A 21,991-nucleotide genomic window follows, 5' to 3' on the forward strand; every position below is an offset into this window, starting at 1 on the left:
CGGGTTCTTATGCCTCAGTTGTAAGTGTCTACCATGTCCCCGAACAAGTGTTCACTATGTCCCCGGACCGTACAGGGGAGAGGGGGAAAACTTTAGCGAATCACCTCATAAATGGCGGTCTGAATAGACTGCCATTTTTTTGTGGTGGCATCCGGCTGTGACTGCGCGCGTCGCGTTGCCATCTCAAGATCGTGCTTCTGGCGCTTCACCACGGCCGGCACGGTGCAGAACGCTTTCAGATACTCTTTACGTATTGACGTCAGGGACTCGCCGTTTGACATGGCGTGGCTGAGCGTATTGATGAAACGACGACACGGCTTCTCTTCTGCCATGTTCTGCCGATAGCGCAGCATAAGCTCCAGAACGTCGTCATAGCCTGCCGACATCGCCTCTTCGGTCCATGACAGCTTCCAGTCCATCCCACCCTGCAAAAAGAGCAGCGCCACGCGGGTATCGTTGCGGTTAATCGCCGAACGGAAATTACTCTCGTCCCAGGTCACTCCCATGCGCGTCAGCGTCTCGCGCGAGGAAGGGGTTTCGCGCATCTCCTGCGGCGGAGCCGCCGCTTGCGCCGTATTTTCGGCCGCAGGCTGCGGTTTGCTGCTGGTCACCAGCCAGAAGCCGCCTACCACGATGGCAATCACCATCACGCCGACCGCTCCCCATAGCGCACCGGAGATAAGCTGCTCACGCTGTTCGGGCGTGCGCGGGGCGCGCTGGGTCGGCTTTTCAATCGTGTCGCGGACTTCAAACAGATCCCCACCGGTAACCCGATCCATTTTTTGCGCCCTTTCCCAGAACGCGTGCAGCTCGCTGGCATCCACCGCCATGAATCCGGCCGGGTTGACGCGCGTTCTCCCCTCTTCAAACGCGCGTTGAACCGGACGGGAGATCTGCATGTAGTAGTTATCCAGCAGCTGAATTTGCGCCGAACTCAACGTTTTCTGCACCGTAATGCTGTTGCGGATTTGCCGGATGTCGTCGAGGAAGGTTTGCAGCGTTTTGCGCGGCTCCACCAGGAGCGTCAGCATGGACGGGTCGTTAAACAGCGAGGCGTAATAGCGGCTGAACTCTTTTTTATCCACCAGCATTTGCGCCAGTTCACTGAACATCATGCCGCTCAGGACATCGTTGATTTCGCCATGCTTCAGCCAGCGCCGTACGCGGTCAGCGTTAAATAAGGTTTTAAGATGATTATTGAGCCGCACCTGATCGGGCCAGGCCTGCTGAATGAGGCCTTTAATCATTAACTCAATTGCGCGTACCTGCTTGTGCGCCTGCTGTTGCTGGAGTTCGCTTCCCGGGGCCAGCTCGGTGCTGTAGGTCAGAAGCGGCTGCTGCAGACGAAGATGTTCCAGCGTAGTCACAAACCGCATCGCCGCAATAAGCTGGTTTTCACTGACATCCTGCCCGCTCTCGTACTGCGGGACGCGCTGCTGCAGCAGGCGCAGCTGCAGCGTAAATTCCGACATCTCGGCATCATTCAGGTTAAGCTTCTTCGCAACCGTAGCCCATCCCCCGAGCCCTAAACGCGCGCTGTCCAGCTGTTCGAGAAACCAGCGTGGATCTTTCCCCTCAGAAACATGTACATTCAGAAGAAGCAAGATTTCCACCGACGCCTGGCGAATGACCGCCAGACAGTGTTCAAACTGTTCGCGGATATGATGTGATGTGCTGAGAGTCATTGTTTTCCTTAAGCGACAGCGAAGACATCCGGAATGGGCACTAACGGCCGTTTTTCTTTTTATTTATACGCGCTTAACCATACCTGACTTTCTGTTGAAATAAAGTGACAACCCTAAAATCATTTAAAATGCTTCAGGAGAATCTTAATGCCAGTTTTAATGACCTCACGCCTGAACTGCTCGCCCCTGCAGGAGCAAGACTGGCCCTTTTTTCTGGCGTTGCAGCAACACCCCGAAGTCATGCGCTTTGTGGCGGAGAACCGCCCCGTCGCAGCGATCCGGGAGGCGTTTGATTCGCGCCTGACGCCCTGGACGCCAGGCAGCGCGCACTGGCTGTGCCTCGTCGTACGTGATGCCCTCTCACAGGCCCCGCTGGGCGTTACCGGGTATATTCATCGGGAAGAAGATTGCGCCGAAGTGGGCTTTCTTTTTGCCCCCGAGGCGCAGGGCAAAGGTTACGGCTTCGAATCCCTGCAGGCGCTTTGCGATTACGCCTTTCATCAGGGCGGTATTCGTCGGCTCACCGCCACCGTCACCGCGGGAAACGTCGCCTCCAGGCGCCTGCTGGAAAAAGCTCGCTTCCAGCTGGAAGGCGAGCTACGTGAAAGCTATTACCTTTCCGGTCGCTGGCAAAATGACTGGTTATTTGGGTTATTACGGCAGGAATACCTGAACAATAATTCCTGATCAACAGCCATTTGGCGGATATTGCTCGTACCGCGATTCCTCTACAGTATCGCCATTAAGAGGAAACGAATATGAACGGTCATGCGCTAAATATATCTTCTGCCGCCATAGAATTAATAAAGAAACATCAAGGGCTTTCACTGGAGAAATATCGTGATGAAAAGGGTGTATGGGTTATCGGCTATGGGCATGTGATCCGCGAACGGGAAAATTTTCACGGCCTTATCACGCCTCTTCAGGCGGAATATTTACTCCATGAAGATATTCAGCTGTGTGAAACGCTGCTGCGGGAAAAGTGTATACATCCATTAACCCAGCAGCAGCATGACGCGCTGGTACTGATGATACTGAGTTTCGGCGTGACGTCTTCACTCCCGAAAGCGCTGCTTCAGGCCGTCGCCCGGGTGTAGTACATGGCTGCCTGGGTTCGGTTTTTTACCTCCAGCCGGCGAAAAAGCGCTTCCAGATGCGCTTTTACCGTGGCCGCACTGATGTTGAGATTCCGACCAATTTCTTTGTTTGATTCGCCCGCCGCCAGCAGCTTCAGCACCTCACGCTGACGCTCGCTTAAGGAAAGTAACGCCTGCGCTGACGATTGCTGGCTGACCCACTCAGCGGGAAAGCAGACCATCCCTCTGGACACGGAATCCAGCACGGCGGCAAACCGCTCAGGGTTGGCGTTACGGGGGATAATAGCCATCACGTTTCGCTGCATGAGTTGTTCAACCCATCGGGTCTCTTTTTTTGCCAGAACCATCATCACCCGTACCAACGGGAAGCGATGCATGATTTCATCCAGGAAAGAACTCCCCTCATCCTGAATTAAATTGCCGTCAATCATGACGATAGCAGACGGTGACGCGGATATTTGCGTCCATAAATCGTCTGCCTGACAAGCCCCCGTTATATTTATTTCAGGAATTAATTTCTGCAAACCGTGTATCGCTCCATGAATAAATATCGACTGCCTGTCAAACATGATTACTCGCATCGTATTTCTCCCTCTGAGAATAGCGAAGGGGGATTCTACATAGGCGCTATTTAAGAAAAAACTCAATGAATGGAGAGGTTACAAATCCGCCAGTGGTTTTTATATTTACCCGCATTTTGACACATCCATATTAAGGATTTCCTTAAGGGGTTCCTTCCCCTTAACATCAGACATCACAGGAACATACCGCCTGACACTTCAATACGTTGCGCGTTCATCCAGCCAAGCTTATCGCTAAGTAGCGCCGCAATGGCATCCCCGATATCGTCCGGCAAACCTACCCGCCCCAGCGCCGTCTGCGACGCCAGCATCTGGTTAAGCTGCGCGTTGTCGCGCACGCGCCCACCGCCAAAGTCGGTTTCGATCGCGCCTGGTGCGATAATATTAACGGAGATACCGCGCGCTCCAAGCTCCTTCGCCTGATAGCGGGTGAGCACTTCCATCGCCCCTTTCATGGCCGCGTAGGTTCCTGAGCCTGGCTGGGTGAAGCGGGCCAGTCCACTGGAGACATTGAGGATCCGCCCCCCGTCGTTAAGCAGAGGCAGCAGGCGCTGCGTCAGGAAGAAAGGCCCTTTGAAGTGAATGTTCAGCGCCTCATCAAACTGGGCTTCCGTCGTTTCGGTATAGGGTGCGTATAAACCCGTCCCGGCATTGTTCAATAAATAATCAAATGTTTCGCGCTGCCAGACACTCTTCAGGATCTCCTGAAGCTGTTGAGCAAAATTTTCGAAACCGGCGATATCCCCGACGTTGAGCTTTAATGCCGCCGCCTTGACGCCTTTTTCCTGAATTTCGCGCACAACTTCCAGCGCTTCCTGCTGGCTACGATTGTAGGTCAGGATAATTCCCGTGCCGTCAGCAGCCAGCTTTAACGCAGCGTTTTTACCTAAGCCGCGGCTACCACCCGTCACTAATGCGATACGTTCAGTCATCATAAACCTCGTTTTGGCTGTTATGGAGATTGAGAAAGAGCTTATTAGGTGATAGAAGATCAATAAAGATGGGTAATAACGCTTCACTGTTTCAGTGCAAACAACAATGAGCTTCATCTATGGATAAAATTCACGCAATGCAGCTGTTTGTTCGCGTCGCGGAACTGGAGAGTTTTTCCCGCGCGGCAGAGACATTAACGCTGCCGAAAGGCAGCGTTTCCCGGCAAATTCAGGCACTGGAAAACCGGCTTGGCACCCAGCTACTGCACCGTACCACGCGCCGCGTCAGCCTGACGCAGGACGGCATGGTCTATTACGAACGGGCAAAAGATCTGCTGGCGAACCTGGATGAGCTGGACGGTATGTTTCAGCACGATCCCTCCAGCATCAGCGGAAGGCTGCGCGTGGATATGCCCGTTGGCGTTGCTCGAAATGTCGTCATCCCCAAACTGCCTGCGTTTTTACAGCAGTATCCGGGTATCGAACTGGAGCTCAGCAGCAGCGATCGTCTGGTGGATGTGGTCCGGGAAGGGTTTGATTGCGTCGTCCGCGTGGGTTCCCTGAAGGACTCAGGGCTGATAGCCCGTCCGCTGGGCAAGCTGTCGGTGATAAACTGCGCCAGCCCGGATTATCTGGCGCGTTTTGGCTACCCTGACACGCTGGACGATTTAGGCTCGCACGCCGTGATTCATTATGCCTCGATGCTGGGAAGCCGCCCTCAGGGCTTTGAATTTTATAACGGCAGCACGACGCAGTGGATAAAAACGGGCGGGGTGCTAACCGTCAACAGCACGGAAACTTACCAGGCCGCCTGCCTTGCCGGGCTGGGGATCATTCAGGCCCCGCGCGTTGGGGTGCGCGACCTGCTGCGCGCAAAGAAACTGATTGAGATCCTCCCGCAGTATCGCGCGGAACCGATGCCTGTCTCCCTGATTTACCCCCACCGGCGCAACCTCTCTCGCCGGGTTCACCTGTTTATGGAGTGGCTAACCGAACTCACAAAAGCTTACGTGGACTAGTCGCAAGCTATAATTCAATAACATCCAGCCAAACGAAAAAGGAAAAGATGCGTGACGCCGGAAAATAACCCGCAACGACCCACCCAACATTTAGATTATGAACCCATCAAGAAGATGGAAACCGAGCCGGAAGAGGCTAAAGCCCCAGGTACCGCCAGCAAGGCGCTGGGCACCGTCACCAGCCTGGCGGAGAGAATTCAGCAGTTTCCCATGGTTGCGCATCTTATACGTGCGACCGAGCGCTTTAATGACCGCATGGGGAACCAGTTCGGTGCCGCGATCACCTATTTTTCGTTCCTGTCGATGATCCCTATCCTGATGGTGTCGTTTGCAGCGGCCGGTTTTGTACTCGCGTCACATCCAACGCTGCTGCAGGATATTTTCAATAAGATCCTGAATAACGTCAGTGACCCAACCCTCGCCACCACGCTGAAAAGCACGATTAACACCGCCGTTCAGCAGCGCACCACCGTCGGGATCGTCGGTTTGCTCATCGCCCTTTACTCCGGCGTTAACTGGATGGGCAACCTCCGCGAAGCTATTCGTGCCCAGTCGCGCGAGGTGTGGGAGCGTAAACCGCAGGATCAGGAGAAAATTTGGGTTAAATATTTCCGCGACTTTATTTCGCTGATTGGCCTGCTTATCGCGCTCGTCGTCACGCTCTCCATTACCTCCGTGGCGGGCTCCGCGCAGCAGATGATTATTTCTGCGCTCTATCTTGATTACATCGAATGGCTGAAGCCCGCCTGGCGCGGCATCGGACTGGCGATTTCTATCTTCGCCAACTACCTGCTGTTCTTCTGGATTTTCTGGCGCTTGCCTCGGCATCGTCCGCGTAAGAAGGCGCTGCTCCGCGGCACATTGATTGCGGCGATCGGCTTTGAAGTGATTAAGATCGTGATGACTTACACGCTGCCGTCACTGGTGAAATCCCCGTCCGGCGCGGCATTTGGCTCGGTGCTCGGGCTGATGGCGTTCTTCTACTTCTTCGCGCGTTTAACCCTGTTCTGCGCGGCGTGGATTGCCACCGCCGAGTACAAAGGCGACACGCGAATGCCCGGAAAAACACATCGTTAATTCCGCTCTCGGGCTGATATTTCAGCCCGACTCATCATTTCAGCATATAAATCCAGTCCGTAACTTTTATTTAACCGAAAACCAGTTTTATTCACCAATATTTAAAAAACGTGAAGCATTTCATGGAAGCATTTTGGCTGGCCTGAACATTATCCGCTTTTTGTTGATTTTATAATCAGGAAGCGACTTTGTTACAGATTGAAATGTCGCTTTTGCTGTGCGTAATATGGCCTTTCGTTCGACAAAAAATAAGAAAATATTATGCAATCAACAGCCACAACACTCGACTCTGGTGCGGAAAACGTCCCGGTAAACTCGCGCAATAAAGTTGTCGTCGCATCGCTGATTGGCACCGCCATTGAGTTCTTCGACTTTTACATTTACGCCACCGCAGCGGTCATCGTTTTCCCGCATATTTTCTTCCCGCAGGGAGACCCGACGGCGGCGACGCTACAGTCTCTGGCGACCTTTGCTATCGCGTTTGTGGCGCGTCCGATTGGCTCCGCGCTGTTTGGACACTTCGGCGATCGTATTGGGCGTAAAGTCACCCTGGTGGCCTCGCTGCTGACGATGGGCATCTCCACCGTGGCGATCGGCCTGCTGCCGACCTACGAAACCATCGGCATTCTGGCGCCGGTCCTGCTGGCGCTGGCGCGTTTTGGTCAGGGTCTGGGGCTGGGCGGTGAATGGGGTGGCGCGGCGCTGCTGGCGACCGAGAACGCCCCGCCGCGTAAACGTGCGCTGTACGGTTCATTCCCGCAGCTTGGCGCGCCGATTGGCTTCTTCTTTGCCAACGGGACCTTCCTGCTGCTCTCCTGGCTGCTGACGGACGAACAGTTCATGAGCTGGGGCTGGCGTATTCCGTTTGTCTTCTCGGCCGTGCTGGTGCTGATTGGCCTGTATGTGCGTGTTTCCCTGCATGAGACGCCGGTGTTCGCAAAAGTAGCCGCGGCGAAAAAACAGGTAAAAGTGCCGCTGGGCACCCTGCTGACCAAACACGTGCGCGTGACCGTGCTGGGCACGTTTATCATGCTGGCGACCTACACGCTGTTCTACATCATGACGGTGTATTCCATGACCTACAGTACCGCTGCCGCACCGGTTGGTCTGGGCCTGCCGCGTAACGAAGTGCTGTGGATGCTGATGATGGCGGTAATTGGGTTTGGCGTGATGGTACCGATTGCCGGCCTGCTGGCGGATAAGTTTGGTCGTCGTGCGAGCATGATTACGATCACCACGCTGATCATTCTGTTTGCTCTGTTCGTCTTCCCGCCGCTGCTGAGTTCAGGTAGCCCGGCGCTGGTGATGGCGTACCTGCTGATTGGCCTGAGCCTGATGGGGCTGACCTTCGGCCCGATGGGCGCGCTGCTGCCGGAGCTGTTCCCGACGGAGGTGCGTTATACCGGCGCGTCGTTCTCCTATAACGTCTCGTCTATTCTGGGTGCGTCCGTGGCACCGTATATCGCCACCTGGCTGCAGGCAAATTATGGTCTGTTCTACGTGGGCGTTTATCTGGCGGCCATGGCGGCGCTGACGTTGATTGCGCTGCTGCTGACGCATGAGACTAAGCATCAGGCGCTGTAATTCATTGCGGCCTGATGCCCTCACCCCGGCCCTCTCCCACAGGGAGAGGGAGAAAGGCGTTACTTCTTCATCTGCGACAAAATCGTCCGGCATTGATTCGCCTCGCCTTCTGACGGCGAAATCAACGCCAGCAGCGCGGCGGCCGGGGTGACCAACGTCGCGAGGGCTGCGGCCACCGCGCCACGCGCAATCAGCGGCCCGGGCTTGACGCCCGCCTGCGGATTTTTGAAGGTCCCACGCACGTAAAGCGGCGAGCGCAGGGTAATAATACGAATCCCCTTACTTTCCGGATCGATGGTCAAATCCAGCTGCTCGGAGGCCATGCTGGCGGTACCGGTCACGTTAATCACCGCGTTTTCCGTGTCGAAGGCAAAAATCTGCGGACGCGCCACCCCGTTAACCAGATCCACATTCGCCGCCGCGCAGTTCACCCGCACCTCGTCATCGCCAAAGATTTGCCCGATGATAAAGTTACCGACGTTCAGCCCCAGGATCTCCATCAGGTTGCGGCTGACCAGACCGTCGTTCATTAGCAGTTTCAGGTTACCGTTGCCGCTGCCCAGCAGTGCCGCCACGGAATTCCCCACCCCGCGAATGTCCGCATCGCCGTTCATTTCACCGAGGGTTTTCTGCATCAGCTCCACGTTCGGCATCAGCTCTTTCAGCTTCAATCGACGCGCCTGGATCTCCGCCCGCCCCTGCATCGGCTTTTTATCGCCTTCCAGGTGAATGTTGGAGGAAATCGTCCCGCCCGCCATGCCAAACTTCAGCGGCTGCAGGCGCAGGTCGGCATTTTTCAGGATGATATGCGTCGAGAGATCGCTCAGCGGCAGCGTGCTGCCATGCTCAATCTTGCGCCCTTTGAAGCGCACATCTGCGTCCATCACGTCCCACTTATCGGTTTCAAAGCGATCGTAAGGCAGCACTTTTCCCGCAGGCTGAACGTCCTTTTTGACCTCTTTTGACTTTGTCCCTTTACCCGAATCCACGCCTATCAGCGGGCCAAGATCGGCCAGACGCAGCTGGCGGGATTCGACATCCCCTTCCAGTTTTGGCCGTGGTTTTCCGGTGGTGTAGGTCAGCGTGCCGTGAATATCGCTATCGCCGATGCGGCCGTTGAAATCCCGGTAGTCAAAAACGGACGATTTTTCGGTATCAATTTTGGCAACCAAATGCCCGTCCGTTTCGAACGGCGGGGTATCCGGCAGCAGTACGCCAGTCAGTTCATACAGTTCGCCAAGCGAGTCACCGGCGAACTTGAGCTGCAGGTCGACGCCCCCCATGTTCATCGGGTCGTTGACCGTCCCCACAAACGCCACGCGCGTATTCCCCGAGCGGAAATCCGCCTGCACCGGGAATGGCGTGCCTTCGCTCCGGAGCGCCAGCATGCCGCCGATTTTCCCTTTCCCGTTAAGCGGCTGACCGTTGTAGCGCCCTTTTGCCGTCAGGCCGAAGACATAATCACCCGCTTTGGCGCTATCGCCTTTCGCTTTATTGCCCGTGACTTCGCTAAACGGCAGCGGTTTACCCAGCGGATCGACCAGGATCTCCACGTCTGCCTTGCTGACCTTATCGTCGATGGCGATCCGCCCGCGATCGAAAAGAATATTGTCCAGACGGAATGACCACGAAGAAGGCTGGGCATTCGGATCTTTTTCGCCGTCGCTGGCAAGGTTAAACGTCCAGTTATTGTTTTTTTCTGAGAGGCGGATCAGGCGTGCATCGGGCTGCTGGAGCTTGATCCACGGTAGATAGACGGTTTTGGTCAGGAGCGCTAGCGGCGCCAGCGTGGCTTCCACGCGCGGCAGATGCACCATGGTCACTTCGGGGATATCCGGCGGGTTGCCGAGAATAATGTCGTCGGCGTGGACGTGCGGCCAGGGGATCCAGCTTCGCCAGCCGGTCTCCTCTTTCTGACGTTCCCATACCACACCCAGATCGCCACGAATGGCGAAGGGACGGTTCAGCTCAGTTGAGACTTTCTGGTTGATGGTCGGCTTAAGGCGGTTCCAGTCAAACGTCGCGATAATGATGACGACGATCGCGATCAACAACAAGAAAATCCCTGTAATCCAGGAAATGACCCTGGTTGTTTTTGTCATTGTTATCCCCTTTCCTGATGACCTTTCCTGTAAAACTATAGTCCAGACAAAGGGAAACGGGGTTATCAGAGGGTCGTTCTGGCGCTTTCGAGGAGATCCATCGGCACGGGGCGAGAGAGGAAATAGCCTTGCGCCGCCGCTGCGGGAGAGTTTTGCACATCACGCCACTCTTCCAGCGTTTCCACGCCTTCAACGATCACCCCCTGGCAATAGCGATTCATCAACTGCAATAACAGCGTAAACAGATTCCGCCCTTCCGGGGTCTGGCGCAGCATGATGAACAGATCGCGGGCCACCTTGATGTAGTCATAGCGCACTTCGCTGAGGGCCGAGAAGTTCGCCATACCGGTGCCAAAGTCATCCAGCCACAGCGGGCCAAATTCACACATTGACGCAAACGAGGAATCCTGCGGCAGGCGCACGTGCTCCACCAGCTCAAAGCGCAGCCACGGCAGGGTGGCGATCAGCTCCTGCAGCTTCGCGTTCTGACGCAGTGCCAGCAGAGTTGGGCCATCCACGTTCACCGAGGCGAGGATCGTATGCTGCTCGAAAAAAGCCTGTTTCGTCGCCAGCATACGGAGCTGCTCTTCCAGCACGTCCAGACGCTGGCGAACGGCAACTTCGGCAAAGTAGCGATCCGGCGCGATGCGCTGAGTAGGGTTTGAGGGATGCGTAACGACGGTCAAAATCTCAATTGCCATCAGCCGACCGTCCGTTCGATAGATCGGCTGCCAGGTGTACGCGCGCTCACATTGCAGCCAGTAGCGATGCTCCTGCAAGTTCTCAATACTTGCCTCAGGCGTAGTGCTCAGCCGCTGGATAACCTGCTCTGACTTCATTTCAGATGTCCTGTTGTTGGGATAGCCTTTCTGGACTCGTCACAGGATTATCGGCGCGATAATTGAGAACTTTATGTTCAATTCACCGTGAAAATGAAATTAAGATGACAGAAATTTGCCGGAACACGCGCTGGCTCAAATAAAATAATGGAACACCGTTTTAATATAGTTGACCATCTAATTCACTCGGCGCACACTGCTGAAAATTCTTCTGTTCAGGTTCACGACTATGTCCAAAAAAATTGCCGTGATTGGCGAATGCATGATTGAGCTGTCACAAAAAGGCGCGGAAGTCAGCCGCGGATTTGGTGGCGATACGTTAAACACCTCGGTTTACATTGCCCGTCAGGTTGCGCCTGAGGCACTCACCGTGAACTACGTCACCGCCCTCGGCACGGACAGCTTCAGCCAGCAGATGCTGGAAGCCTGGCAGAGTGAACATGTTGACACCTCGCTTATACAGCGTATGGAAAACCGCCTGCCTGGACTGTACTACATCGAAACTGACAGCACCGGCGAACGCACGTTTTATTACTGGCGTAACGAAGCCGCGGCCAAATTCTGGCTGGAGAGCGACGCCGCTGGGGCCATCTGCGAAGAGCTGGCGACGTTTGACTATCTCTATCTGAGCGGCATTAGCCTGGCGATTTTAAGCCCGACCAGCCGCGAAAAGCTGCTCTCGCTGCTGCGCGAATGCCGCGCCAACGGCGGGAAGGTGATTTTTGATAACAACTACCGCCCGCGCCTGTGGGCCAGCCGCGAAGAGACGCAGCAGGTTTATCAGCAGATGCTGCAGTGCACGGACATCGCCTTCCTGACGCTCGATGATGAAGACGCCCTGTGGGGTGAGAAACCGGTAGAGGATGTGATTGCCCGCACGCAGGCGGCAGGCGTGAGCGAAGTGGTGATTAAGCGCGGCGCGGAGTCGTGCCTGGTCGCGATTGCGGGTGAAGCGGTGGTTGAGGTCCCTGCGGTGAAGCTGGCCAAAGAGAAAGTGATTGATACCACCGCGGCGGGGGATTCCTTCAGCGCGGGCTACCTGGCGGTACGCCTGACGGGGGGAACGCCGGAAGCGGCGGCACAGCGTGGGCACCTGACGGCCAGCACCGTGATTCAGTATCGCGGAGCGATTATTCCGCGCGAGGCGATGCCTGTTTAGTTTCCCCTAACCCTCTCCCCAAAGGGGAGAGGGCCAGCGTGAGGGGGTTACTGCCCCTGCGGAATATCCGACGCGTCCTGGTGTAGATCATCAGCCGTTGCAGCCTGCGCCGGCTGCGACGCGGTGGCCATAATGGAATCCCAGGTCTTCTGAAGTTCCTTCATGTCATATTCCGGCTCGCCTTTCGGCTGCAGAAGGATCAACGCCATATCCTGCGACAGCTGCTGACGTAAATCCTGATTCAGCATATTCACAGTCAGACCGTTCAGGAAGTCCTGACGCAGCTTCTGGTACTGCTCAGGCGCGATGTCGACAACCTGATTCTGCAGGGAGCGAATCCGCTGGCTGATCAGAATGTCGGTATCGGCGCGAGCGTAGGTGGCAAACAGTTTCTGCAGCTCCAGTTTTTTCTGGGCCAGCAGCGCGTTGAACTCCTCTTCAGAGAGCCCCTCTTTACGCACTTTTGCCAGCTCTTTCGCCACCACACCCAGGTTCGCATTCAGTTTATCGCCCGGTGATTCAACGTTAATGGCACATTGCGCACGCTGGAACAGCACGCGGCAGTCAAAGCCAAGGCCAATGTTCTTCACGTTGTTTTTGCTGAGCGTCTGCTGAACGTGCCAGAACAACGCTTCACGCGCCAGATCGGCACGCCAGTAGCGCAGCAGCGCCGCAGACTCGCGAATAGGCTGCCAGGCGTTATCCCACATCACGGAGAGCCTGTCCTGGCGCACGGTGTCCGTCATAATGCTGACAGGCTCGGCGCGCAGCGGAGAGAGCGTCGGGACAGGGGCTGGCGTTTCGCGTTTGCCCTTCAGATCGCCAAACGCTTTGTTGATCTGCTCAACCACCGCGCGGCTATCCACATTGCCGACGACGATCAGCGTCATCGCGTCCGGGGTGTACCATTTCTGGTAGAACGATTTTACCTGTTCGACGTCCACCGGCTGCTTCAGCGGCTCTGCCGGATCGTGCCCCAGCAACGTTGAGCCTTTCAGACGGTAACGCCACCAGCCCTCTTTGGTATCCGCAGGCCAGGTCGCCACCATGTCGCCGTTGCTCAACGCATAGTTCACGGTGTCCGGCGTAATCGCCAGGTTGCCAGAGGCATCGGAGAGATAGGTAAGGGCTTCTTTAAGAAGGTCGTTACGGTTATTTGGCAGGCTCAGGTTAAACATGGTGTAGTCATAGGAGACCACAGCCGGAGGAAGGGGGCGTTTCGGATCGATGGCCTGTTGCCACAGCGAACGCACCTGTACTGCCTGCAAGCTGCCGCTCTGCGTGAGCGCCAGACGGGGAATAAAATGGCTAAAACCGGTTTGCTGAGTGCTTTCCGTAAGGGAGCCGGTATTTACGGACAGACGGATTTCAATACGATCGCTGGGACGCTGTGGAGTAGATAACACCTGCCACTGAAAACCGTTCGCTAACGTGCCTTGTTGCCAGGCCGGGTCTGGCTGGAGCGCATCTGCCTGCACATAACTGGCTGCTGCCATCATCAGCAAACCGCCGGTTAAGAGTCGAATTTTTGTGCCCTGCATGTGAACCCCTGATCAACATTCCTGGTTAAAAAGAGTGTCTCGCGACGCGCTGCACTCTAAAAGATGACGATGAAAACACGTCGATTAGACCGCGCGTTCGGCAAAACGTCACGGTTTGAAGTGAAATATACCCAAAAAAAATCTTGTCGAATTATGACAGGTATGAACAGTTATTATGCGCAGGAGCCCGCATCCCGACAAGGGAATGCGGGCAATTGTGACAAGATTAGGAGGTTAAACCAGGATTTTTGCTATCAGACGCGCGATTATTCAGCGTATCGTTGAGCTTCTTGTGATCCAGCTCTTTCACCCATTTCGCGACCACCACCGTGGCCACGCCGTTACCCACCAGGTTGGTAAGAGCACGCGCCTCAGACATAAAGCGGTCAATACCAAGAATCAGTGCCAGACCCGCCACCGGCAGATGCCCCACCGCAGAAATGGTGGCCGCCAGCACGATAAAGCCGCTGCCCGTCACGCCCGCCGCCCCTTTAGACGACAGCAAGAGCACCACCAGCAGGGTGATTTGATGGAAAATATCCATATGGCTGTTGGTCGCCTGGGCGATAAACACGGCCGCCATCGTCAGGTATATCGAGGTACCGTCAAGGTTGAAGGAGTACCCCGTCGGGATCACCAGGCCGACCACCGATTTACGGCACCCCAGCTTTTCCATCTTGTCGAGCATACGCGGCAGCGCCGATTCTGAAGAGGAGGTCCCCAGAACAATCAGAAGCTCTTCACGGATGTAGCGGATGAATTTGAAAATGCTGAAGCCTGTCGCACGGGCGATGGAGCCCAGCACCACCACCACGAAAAGAATACAGGTGATGTAGAAGCAGATGATCAGCTGACCCAGCTGCACCAGCGTGCCAACGCCATACTTGCCGATGGTGAAGGCCATCGCACCGAAGGCACCGATCGGCGCCAGGCGCATGATCATATTGATGATGCCGAAGATGACCTGCGAGAAGCTTTCAATCACGTTGAAGATAAGCTGGCCTTTGCTGCCCAGACGGTGCAGGGCGAAGCCAAACATCACGGCAAACAGCAGCACCTGCAGAATGTTTCCGCTGGCGAAGGCGCCGATGACGCTGCCAGGGATGACGTCCAGCAGGAAGGCGACCACGCCCTGATCCTTCGCCTGTTCGGCATAGACCGCGACCGCTTTGGCATCCAGCGTAGAGGGATCAACGTTCATACCCGCGCCAGGCTGTACCACGTTGACGATGACCAGACCAATAATCAGCGCAAGGGTACTGACCACTTCAAAGTAGAGAAGCGCCACTGCACCGGTACGGCCCACCGCCTTCATGCTTTCCATGCCAGCGATGCCCGTTACCACCGTACAGAAGATCACCGGGGCGATGACCATTTTAATGAGCTTAACGAACGCGTCGCCAAGCGGTTTCATTTGCGCGCCCAGCTCCGGGTAATAGTGACCCAGCAGAATACCGATGGCGATGGCTGTCAGGACCTGGAAATAAAGACTTTTGAAGAGTGAGGTTTTCATAGGGTGTCCTTGGGAAGAAAAACCACAGGCTTTGTAAGGTTATGGTTAACCTGCGGCTCTAAAATAACACCCGTATAACAGGACAGAAATAAACCCGGTTCAAATTTGAAACACAAATGTTAAGAACTTTGAACTGGCTCGCACAAGCCAGCAACAAAATTACACTTTTGCGTTATGGTCAGCGCCAGAAAGGTATCGCTGCTCGAAGACATCCGGCGGCACCGCGGGGGCAAAAAGGTAGCCCTGGCCGCTCTCGACGCCCGCCTCTGCCAGCCAGACGCGTTGCGCTTCGGTTTCAATCCCCTCGGCAATAAGGTGCACCTTGAGGCTGCGCGCCATCTGGACGATGGCCTGCACCATGCTGCTGTCCTCCGGCAGACCGTCGACAAACGATTTATCGATTTTGAGCACGTCCACCGGCAGGGCTTTCATGTGCTGAAGCTGGCGCAGCCCGGCGTACCCCATACCAAAATCGTCCAGCGCGATGCGAATGCCGGCATTGCGCAGCGGCTTCAGGATGGCCACCGCGTCGTTAGGATCGTCAATGCGCCGGCTCTCCGTCACTTCCAGCGTCAGCGTATCAGGCTTGATCCGGTAGCGGTGGATCAGCTCCAGCATCTCGGAGACCATCGTCGGATGCATAAGCTGCAGGGCAGACAAGTTGACCGACAGCGGCAGCGTTACGCCGCGCTCCTGCCAGGCGGCAAGCTGGCGGCAGGACTCCTCCAGTACCCAATAGCCAACGGTGACCATCAGGCCGCAGGATTCGATGCGCTCTATCAGCCCCTCCGGCAGCTCCCAGGAGCCATCCGGCTGCTGCAGGCGGAGCAGCGCCTCGGCGCTTTTCACTTCCCCCGTCTGTAAATTCACCTGCGGCTGTAGCCAGAGGGCGAACTGACGGTTATCCAGCGCGGTCAGGATATCGCTCTCTTCCGTCAGGCGCTGCTGCGCCTTTTCCATCTGCTCCGGGTCGAAGAACTGGATCTGATTTTTCCCTTTGCGCCGGGCGGTAAACGCCGCCGAGAACGCGCGGCGGTACAGCTGCTCCGCCGTTAAATCACCGTAGTACATGGCGATACCGATACTGGCGCTCGGACGAAGCTGGATGCCCTGCACGGGCAGCCGCTCATTTATGACAGTGAGTACTTGCTGACCTAATGTGATGGCATGCCACGGCTCTTTCACGCCGTTGGCAATCACCACCAGGTCGTAACCGCTGACCTGGGTCAGCACCATGCGCGGGGCAAGGACAGACTTCACCTTTTCCACCAGCGTCAGCAGCAGCATTTCACGCTGGCTCTCCTTGAGCACGCCCGCCGTGTCCTGCAGGGTTTCACAGGCAATCACCATCAGCGCCGTGGTTTGCTGCCGCGCAACGGTCTGCTCCAGCATTGCCATCAGAAACGCTTTATTAGGTAGCTCCGACACCGGGAAGCGCGTGGCGCTGTTGTTTAGCTCATCCTGATGACGCTGGATGCGCTGCTGGTTGAGGTTGTAGCTGCGCACCAGCATACCGATCTCATCATCCTGGTGCAGACGCGGCAGCTCAAGCTGGTGCCCCAGTTGATCCTGCGGCGAAAGCCCATTCAGCTCGCGGGCGATACGGCGCAGCGGGTGAACAATGAGGCGGTTTATACACCACGTCAGCGCTACGCTGATGATCAGGGTCATAAGTAAGCAAGTGGTCACTAACGTAACCACCCAACTCATGACGAATTTATACATCCGGTACGAGTCCGCCTGCAGAACCAGGTAGGCCAGTGGCTGCGGATTGGCAGGACGTTCCAGCGAATAGAGAGGCAGAGAAATTTGCACCGGCAGCTCAAACAGGCGCATCACCATCATCGGGACGGGACGCTCCGGGATAAAACTCATCCGCAACGCCTGGAACTGGTTGGGTAAGACGACATCGGCGCGGCTAACGACGCCGGCAGGCTGAATGCGTTTTAAGATGGTTTCCGCTTCGGGAATGTCCCCTTTCAGGATCGAGGCGGAGAGCGGGCCGCGCACCGAGCGGGCGATACTTTCTAACTGCGAAGCCGTGTTATAGCGATTCTGCTGTACGGAATGAAACAGCAAAATTACGCAGAAGAGCAGTACAAACAGCATAGTGACGGCAGAGACCATCGCCATTTGTTTGATCGTTAAGGAACGGCTGACACGCAAAATGACTCTCCACAAAACTCGAAGCGCAGGGCGCGCCAGGGTGTAAACCTGGCGCGCCTGAGTATACCCGATTGCCGCGCTATTAAGAGAGACTTACAAATGGATTAAGGAAAATCCGATTACCAGTCCGCATAAGGAATAAGCGGCTGCGGCGGTAAGTCCATATCGCCCTGCCAGCCTGCAGCAGAGTAGCGCACATAAATTAGCGCATGGCTTGGGGTGTAATCTTTCGCTTCCTGAATATCCACGCCCATGCCCACAAACCAGTTGGAGGTGACCCGGCGTTCGATAATTGCCCGCGCGGTATAACCCGTCCCGGAGGAGGAGCTGCCGGTTTCCATCGCGCCACGGTCGGTATAGCGGCCTGGCTCATCGGTCGGGATCAGGCTCTGGATCGGGTAACGCAGCTCGTCTTTGGTTTTGGAGTGGGACCAGGACACCGAGCCACCCAGCTCCCAGGACCAGTTTTCCGTACGCTTACGCCAGGTCACCGGCAGCGCGAAGGAGACATACTCCTGCGGGCTGTAGTAGCCGCCCTGACCGAGGGAATAGCCGCTCAGATCCTTATCGTAGTGCCAGAGCATATTGGAGACGCCGACCGTCAGGCGCTCGTTGTTTTTATTAATGAGCTTGTAGTAATAACCCGTCATCCAGCGGACGCGCCAGTTATCTTCCACATTTTTACCGGTCAGCGTTTCCGCGTTCAGGCTTGACCAGACGCCGTTCGCCTCGCCTTTGTCATAGCTGATGCTTACCCCGCCGCCCGTCGCGCGCACGCCGCCCCAGGTGGTGCCGGTATTGGTATCTTTTTGCCCGGCGAACGCCAGCAGAGAGCTGGAGATAGGCCGACGATGGGCGTTGACGGTGTAGCCGATGGGGCCTAAATCGCTGCTGTAGCTGATACCGCCCACCACGTCGACGACGTCAAAGCCCATTGGCGTGGTACCAATATCCATCGCCCAGGTTTTATTCTGCCAGCCAACGGCGACGCTGGCGCCGCTGTCGCTCTGGCTGGTGTTGCCGCTACACGGCGTGTCGTAGCAGGTCCCCCATTTAGGGTCGTAGGTTCCGTTATTGTTATCAAAGGTGCCGGCGTCCATGTTGACCAGATCGCTTCTGAAGAACATGCGCCCGTCAGAGAGCGGGGCGTCCACCTGGAGCATGGTGGTATGCGCTTTCAGGTCGGAATAGCCGCCCGTGCCGCTGGAGCCCCAGTAGTCGTGCTGCAGCGTGACGTTAATATCCTGCTGACGGTACAAATCACCGGCGTCACTGCGCACGCCGCGCTTCAGCCAGTCATCTTTTTCATCGTTGCGCGTCAGACGGGTGAAACTGTCATTGTCCACCGGACGCGTCGTGGTGATGCCGGACGACACCATGGCATCTTTATACGTCTCCAGCGCCTGCTGCGGCTGGCCGTTTTGCGTCTGGAAGCGGGCAGCATCACGCAGCACCAGCGCGCTTTCCATGGAGGCGGGCTGCGATTTAGCCTGCGGAATGATTTTGCTGAAGGTCTGTTCTGCGGCAGCGGAATCGCCCAGTCCTGCCTGCGCCATCGCGATCCGGCGCTGCATATTGAGCGACAGCGGCTGGCCGTTTTGAGCGGCGGGCAGTTTCGCGAGCTCCGCACGGGCGGCATCTTTGTTACCTTCCGCGCTGTAAATTTCGGTCAGACCGAGGATCGCGTCTTCGTTCTGCGGCTCACGCTGCAGGACGGCGCTGTACGTCGTTTTCGCCGCGTTCAGATCGCCACGCTGCTGCGCCCAGTCCGCCAGCGTGAGGTCGATGCGGGTGGAGGCTGGCTGCTGGCGAAGGAGATTCTCTGCATCCTGCTCTTTGCCGCTGTCGCGCAGGCGGTTGGCGGTTTCCAGCACCTGATTGCTTTGCAGACGGTCGGCAAGCTCCTGAATATTGCCGTTCCACTGGCTGCGCGGCAGGGTATTCAGATGCGCCAGCGCGGCCCGGTCCTGATCGTTTCCGGACAGGTAGAGCCCGTTGGCATACACCTGCTCCGGGTCAGACGGTTTCTGGCTGGCAAGCTGGCGCATCAGGGTATCCGCCTGGCTGCGCTGGCCCGCGCTGTAGAGATCGCGCGAGAGACGATACGTTATCCAGACGTCACCGGGCGAGAGTGCCAGACGGCGACGCTGAATTTCTGCCGCCTGAGCGTATTTCCCCTGACTCTCCAGCTGTTCTGCCTGGGCGGAAAGCTGCTCGTTAGTCAGGCTACGCTCAATATCATCAATACTCCGGCGCTGGCTGGCAGAGAGCGACTGGATAAACTGCGAGGCTTTCTCCGGGGACTGCGCGCGGTAAACATTGGCAAGGCCGCGAACCGCATTGCTGTTGCTGCTGTCCATACGTAACGCCTGGCGGTAATAACGCTCCGCCGCGTCGTTATCTTTACGCGCGGCGGCAGCATCTCCCAGCCCCAGCACCGCATAGCTGTCGGTATTGTCGACGTTGCGCGCCTGCTGATAGTAACGCTCCGCCTGCGCCGGGTTATTCGCCTTCAGCGCCGCATCCCCCTGCTGGATCAGCAGCCAGTAGCGGTTAACCTTCAGCAAGCTGTCCCATTTCCCGCGGTTATCGCTCTGCGGATCGAGGGCAATCGCCTTTTCAAACTGTGCCACCGCACGGGCGCGGTCGCCTTTCTGGGAATAGGCCTGCCCCAGAGCCCCCACCGCTTCACTGTCGGCATGGTTGGCGCTGACGGCTTTTTGCAGCTCCGCCACCGCCTTACTCCCCTGCCCGGCATCCACTGCCGCCAGCCCTTCCGCTTTCGCGCGGAACGCCGGGTCAGCGAGCTGCTTTTGCTGCGCCTCAAGCTGGGCGCGCGCCGCCGCGACGCTATCGCCGTCGCTGAAGACGGTCAGGTATTTTTGCAGCGCGGTGACGCTGGCGCTGCTGGCAGGCTGGTCTTTGATCTGCTCATACCACATGTCAGAGGCCTGGCCGCGGCCGCCGGTGGATTTAGCCATCTCCTGCAGCACCGCAAAGCCTTCATCACGGCGTCCGCTCTGGAACAGAAGCTGGGCCAGCGTCGTCTGGAGCTGGGTATTCCCGGGGCTGCTGCTGTTTATTTTTTTCAGTTGGTTGATGGCCGAAGCGCGACGGGCAGGATCTTTCGCCACCACATTCCAGTATTCCGTCGCCACGTCGCCGCCCGGCGGGTTGCCGTCAAAGAGCTTGTCATAGGCGGCAATCGCCTCCTGCGTGTGCCCTGTCGTAGCGAGTAAGCGCGCCTGCTGAAGCTGCTGGCGGCCATCCGGGGTGGAAAGCAGCATGGTATTGCGTGAGGACTGGTACGCGCCGGAGTCAGGGGCGATCCCCTTCAGGCGGTCCAGCTCTTTTTGCGCTCCGGCGTTATCGCCCTGGCGCAGCAGGTAGCGAAAGCGGGCGGCAATAACATCAGGGTTGTTCGGATCGATCAGCTCAAGACGGTAGAGCGACTGACGAACCAAATCCTCGCGATGGGTCGATTCGCCCAGCCGAACCTGCTCCAGCAGCTGTTTCTGCTGCGGAGAGTTAACGGCCTGCGCCAGCGGCATCAGTGCCAGCCCAAGCGATAGAGTGAGTAGATTTACTGTGAACTTGCGCATTCCTGGCCCCAATCCGGTATTAATTCACCCTTAGCGGTGAAGCGAAAACGATGCTGATCCCATCCCTGACCAAAAAGAGTTAATACATAGCTGTAGTAGGCATTGTTATCGGGAAAATGATCTGCCACGCGCTGGCGCTGAACCGCCTGGGCATCGCGCTGCTGTAAAAACGGCAGCATCGCGGCAGAGAACCCGACCGGGCCATTGCCGTTGTGTTTACCCGTCGCCACATCCACTTTCTCCGGCGGCACGCCCTGTTTAATTGTCTTTGCCGCCATCGGCTGGAAGCGCGTCAGCAGCCGGGCTTTTTGAGGATCTTTATCGCTCATCATGCCCACCCAAAGATAGACACGGATGGCGTCATAGCCCCCTTCCAGCGTTTTATCCTGCTGTAGCTGCCAGCCTTTGTTTTTCTGATACTGCACCCAGTTCGGCGAGAATCCCTTCGGCGCGCTTTCCAGCAGCAGCCGCAGATTGGTTTCACGCAGCGTGGTCCAAGGGGCACCGTAGCGGGTGAAATAGCTCGCTAACTGTGGAGGAAGGTAGCTGGGGTTAAAGCGCCAGGCGTTTTCTTCGGCAAAACCGACTTTACCGGGAAGCAGCATTGAGCCGAGCCCCGGCACTTTCACCACTTCCTCGCTGGCAATGCGTTTTAGCAGTGCCTTGCCCGTTTGGGTATAGTCCGGGTCTTTCCATAACCGGCCCGCTTCGAGCAGCGACCAGGCAATCCAGACATCGGCATCTGAGGCGGAGTTGGTATCAATCACCCCCCAGTTTTCTTTGTCTTTCTGTCCCCAGAGCCAGGCGGGCAGACGATCGTTGAGATTGCCGCTGGCGAGGTTATCGCGCGTCCACGTCAGCAGCTGGTCAAACGCCTTGCGATCGTTAGCGGCCAGGGCAAAGAACAACGCATAGCTTTGCCCTTCCGACGTTGTAATTTTGCGCGTGTCGCTCGGATCGATGACGCGCCCGCCCTCGCTGATGTAATCCTTTTTAAACTGCTCCCAGGCAGGCCAGGTACAGGCGGCGCGAAGAGGGATCGCCGCCAGCATCAACGCTGCGACTACACACCAGCGAAAGGCTTTCATCACGTC

16 protein-coding genes are annotated in these 21,991 nt (G+C 56.7%); 6 read left to right on the plus strand and 10 right to left on the minus strand.

Features of this window, described 5'->3' with window-relative positions; translation table 11 throughout:
* Nucleotides 1-92: 92 nt before the first annotated feature.
* Nucleotides 93-1,685 (minus strand): STY4199 family HEPN domain-containing protein, encoded by a 1,593-nt coding sequence (locus IM294_RS21535; RefSeq protein ID WP_028014742.1) that lies wholly within the window; start codon nt 1,683-1,685, stop codon nt 93-95.
* 147 nt (nt 1,686-1,832) lie between these two features.
* On the opposite strand from IM294_RS21535, the gene IM294_RS21540 reads away from it, so the two are divergent.
* Both IM294_RS21540 and IM294_RS21545 read left to right on the plus strand, forming a co-directional pair.
* On the plus strand, nt 1,833-2,372 hold the full coding sequence (locus IM294_RS21540; RefSeq protein WP_028014743.1) for a GNAT family N-acetyltransferase: 540 nt from the start codon (nt 1,833-1,835) through the stop codon (nt 2,370-2,372).
* A 71-nt stretch (nt 2,373-2,443) separates the two neighbouring features.
* The gene (locus tag IM294_RS21545) at nt 2,444-2,782 is read left to right on the plus strand and encodes a lysozyme (protein WP_028014744.1); all 339 of its coding nucleotides are present in this window, start codon (nt 2,444-2,446) and stop codon (nt 2,780-2,782) included.
* Here the strand turns inward: IM294_RS21545 and IM294_RS21550 are convergent.
* Both IM294_RS21550 and IM294_RS21555 read right to left on the minus strand, forming a co-directional pair.
* The gene (locus IM294_RS21550; protein WP_049000475.1) at nt 2,761-3,363 is read right to left on the minus strand and encodes a response regulator transcription factor; all 603 of its coding nucleotides are present in this window, start codon (nt 3,361-3,363) and stop codon (nt 2,761-2,763) included. The genes IM294_RS21545 and IM294_RS21550 overlap by 22 nt on opposite strands.
* Nucleotides 3,364-3,536: 173 nt before the next feature.
* Nucleotides 3,537-4,295, minus strand: a complete 759-nt coding sequence (locus IM294_RS21555) for an SDR family NAD(P)-dependent oxidoreductase (RefSeq protein WP_088205124.1) — start codon at nt 4,293-4,295, stop codon at nt 3,537-3,539.
* A 119-nt stretch (nt 4,296-4,414) separates the two neighbouring features.
* Between IM294_RS21555 and IM294_RS21560 the strand changes: the two genes are divergently transcribed.
* The 3 genes from IM294_RS21560 to IM294_RS21570 all read left to right on the plus strand — a co-directional run bounded on the left by IM294_RS21560 (nt 4,415) and on the right by IM294_RS21570 (nt 7,975).
* Nucleotides 4,415-5,314: a LysR family transcriptional regulator gene (locus IM294_RS21560; RefSeq protein WP_193360391.1), complete on the plus strand. Its 900-nt coding sequence runs from the start codon at nt 4,415-4,417 to the stop codon at nt 5,312-5,314.
* 51 nt (nt 5,315-5,365) lie between these two features.
* Nucleotides 5,366-6,391: an inner membrane protein YhjD gene (yhjD, locus tag IM294_RS21565; protein WP_041911856.1), complete on the plus strand. Its 1,026-nt coding sequence runs from the start codon at nt 5,366-5,368 to the stop codon at nt 6,389-6,391.
* 261 nt (nt 6,392-6,652) lie between these two features.
* Complete coding sequence (locus IM294_RS21570) at nt 6,653-7,975, plus strand: MFS transporter (protein WP_028014749.1); 1,323 nt, start codon at nt 6,653-6,655, stop codon at nt 7,973-7,975.
* Nucleotides 7,976-8,034: 59 nt separating this feature from the next.
* On the opposite strand, the gene IM294_RS21575 is transcribed toward IM294_RS21570, so the two are convergent.
* Nucleotides 8,035-10,077, minus strand: a complete 2,043-nt coding sequence (locus IM294_RS21575) for an AsmA family protein (protein ID WP_047367228.1) — start codon at nt 10,075-10,077, stop codon at nt 8,035-8,037.
* A 65-nt stretch (nt 10,078-10,142) separates the two neighbouring features.
* Nucleotides 10,143-10,916: a cyclic-guanylate-specific phosphodiesterase gene (pdeH, locus tag IM294_RS21580; protein WP_041911854.1), complete on the minus strand. Its 774-nt coding sequence runs from the start codon at nt 10,914-10,916 to the stop codon at nt 10,143-10,145.
* A 229-nt stretch (nt 10,917-11,145) separates the two neighbouring features.
* Here pdeH and IM294_RS21585 point away from each other — a divergent pair, with 229 nt between their 5' ends.
* Nucleotides 11,146-12,075 (plus strand): sugar kinase, encoded by a 930-nt coding sequence (locus IM294_RS21585; protein ID WP_100171186.1) that lies wholly within the window; start codon nt 11,146-11,148, stop codon nt 12,073-12,075.
* Between the two features lie 47 nt (nt 12,076-12,122).
* Here the strand turns inward: IM294_RS21585 and IM294_RS21590 are convergent, their stop codons facing one another.
* From IM294_RS21590 to bcsZ, 5 genes are all read right to left on the minus strand, one after another.
* On the minus strand, nt 12,123-13,616 hold the full coding sequence (locus IM294_RS21590) for a pitrilysin family protein (protein WP_041911852.1): 1,494 nt from the start codon (nt 13,614-13,616) through the stop codon (nt 12,123-12,125).
* A gap of 226 nt (nt 13,617-13,842) precedes the next feature.
* Complete coding sequence (locus tag IM294_RS21595) at nt 13,843-15,129, minus strand: dicarboxylate/amino acid:cation symporter (RefSeq protein ID WP_028014754.1); 1,287 nt, start codon at nt 15,127-15,129, stop codon at nt 13,843-13,845.
* Between the two features lie 159 nt (nt 15,130-15,288).
* Entirely contained in the window at nt 15,289-17,295 is a 2,007-nt protein-coding gene (hmsP, locus tag IM294_RS21600) for a biofilm formation regulator HmsP (RefSeq protein ID WP_028014755.1), read from the minus strand.
* Nucleotides 17,296-17,414: 119 nt separating this feature from the next.
* Entirely contained in the window at nt 17,415-20,897 is a 3,483-nt protein-coding gene (gene bcsC / locus IM294_RS21605) for a cellulose synthase complex outer membrane protein BcsC (RefSeq protein ID WP_048960029.1), read from the minus strand.
* On the minus strand, nt 20,879-21,985 hold the full coding sequence (gene bcsZ, locus IM294_RS21610) for a cellulose synthase complex periplasmic endoglucanase BcsZ (RefSeq protein WP_048960028.1): 1,107 nt from the start codon (nt 21,983-21,985) through the stop codon (nt 20,879-20,881). The genes bcsC and bcsZ overlap by 19 nt, the downstream gene beginning before the upstream one ends.
* Between the last annotated feature and the right edge of the window lie 6 nt (nt 21,986-21,991).

The sequence above is a fragment of the Enterobacter cloacae complex sp. P43RS genome, assembly GCF_014930585.1.
GTDB classification, from domain to species: Bacteria; Pseudomonadota; Gammaproteobacteria; order Enterobacterales; family Enterobacteriaceae; genus Enterobacter; species Enterobacter bugandensis.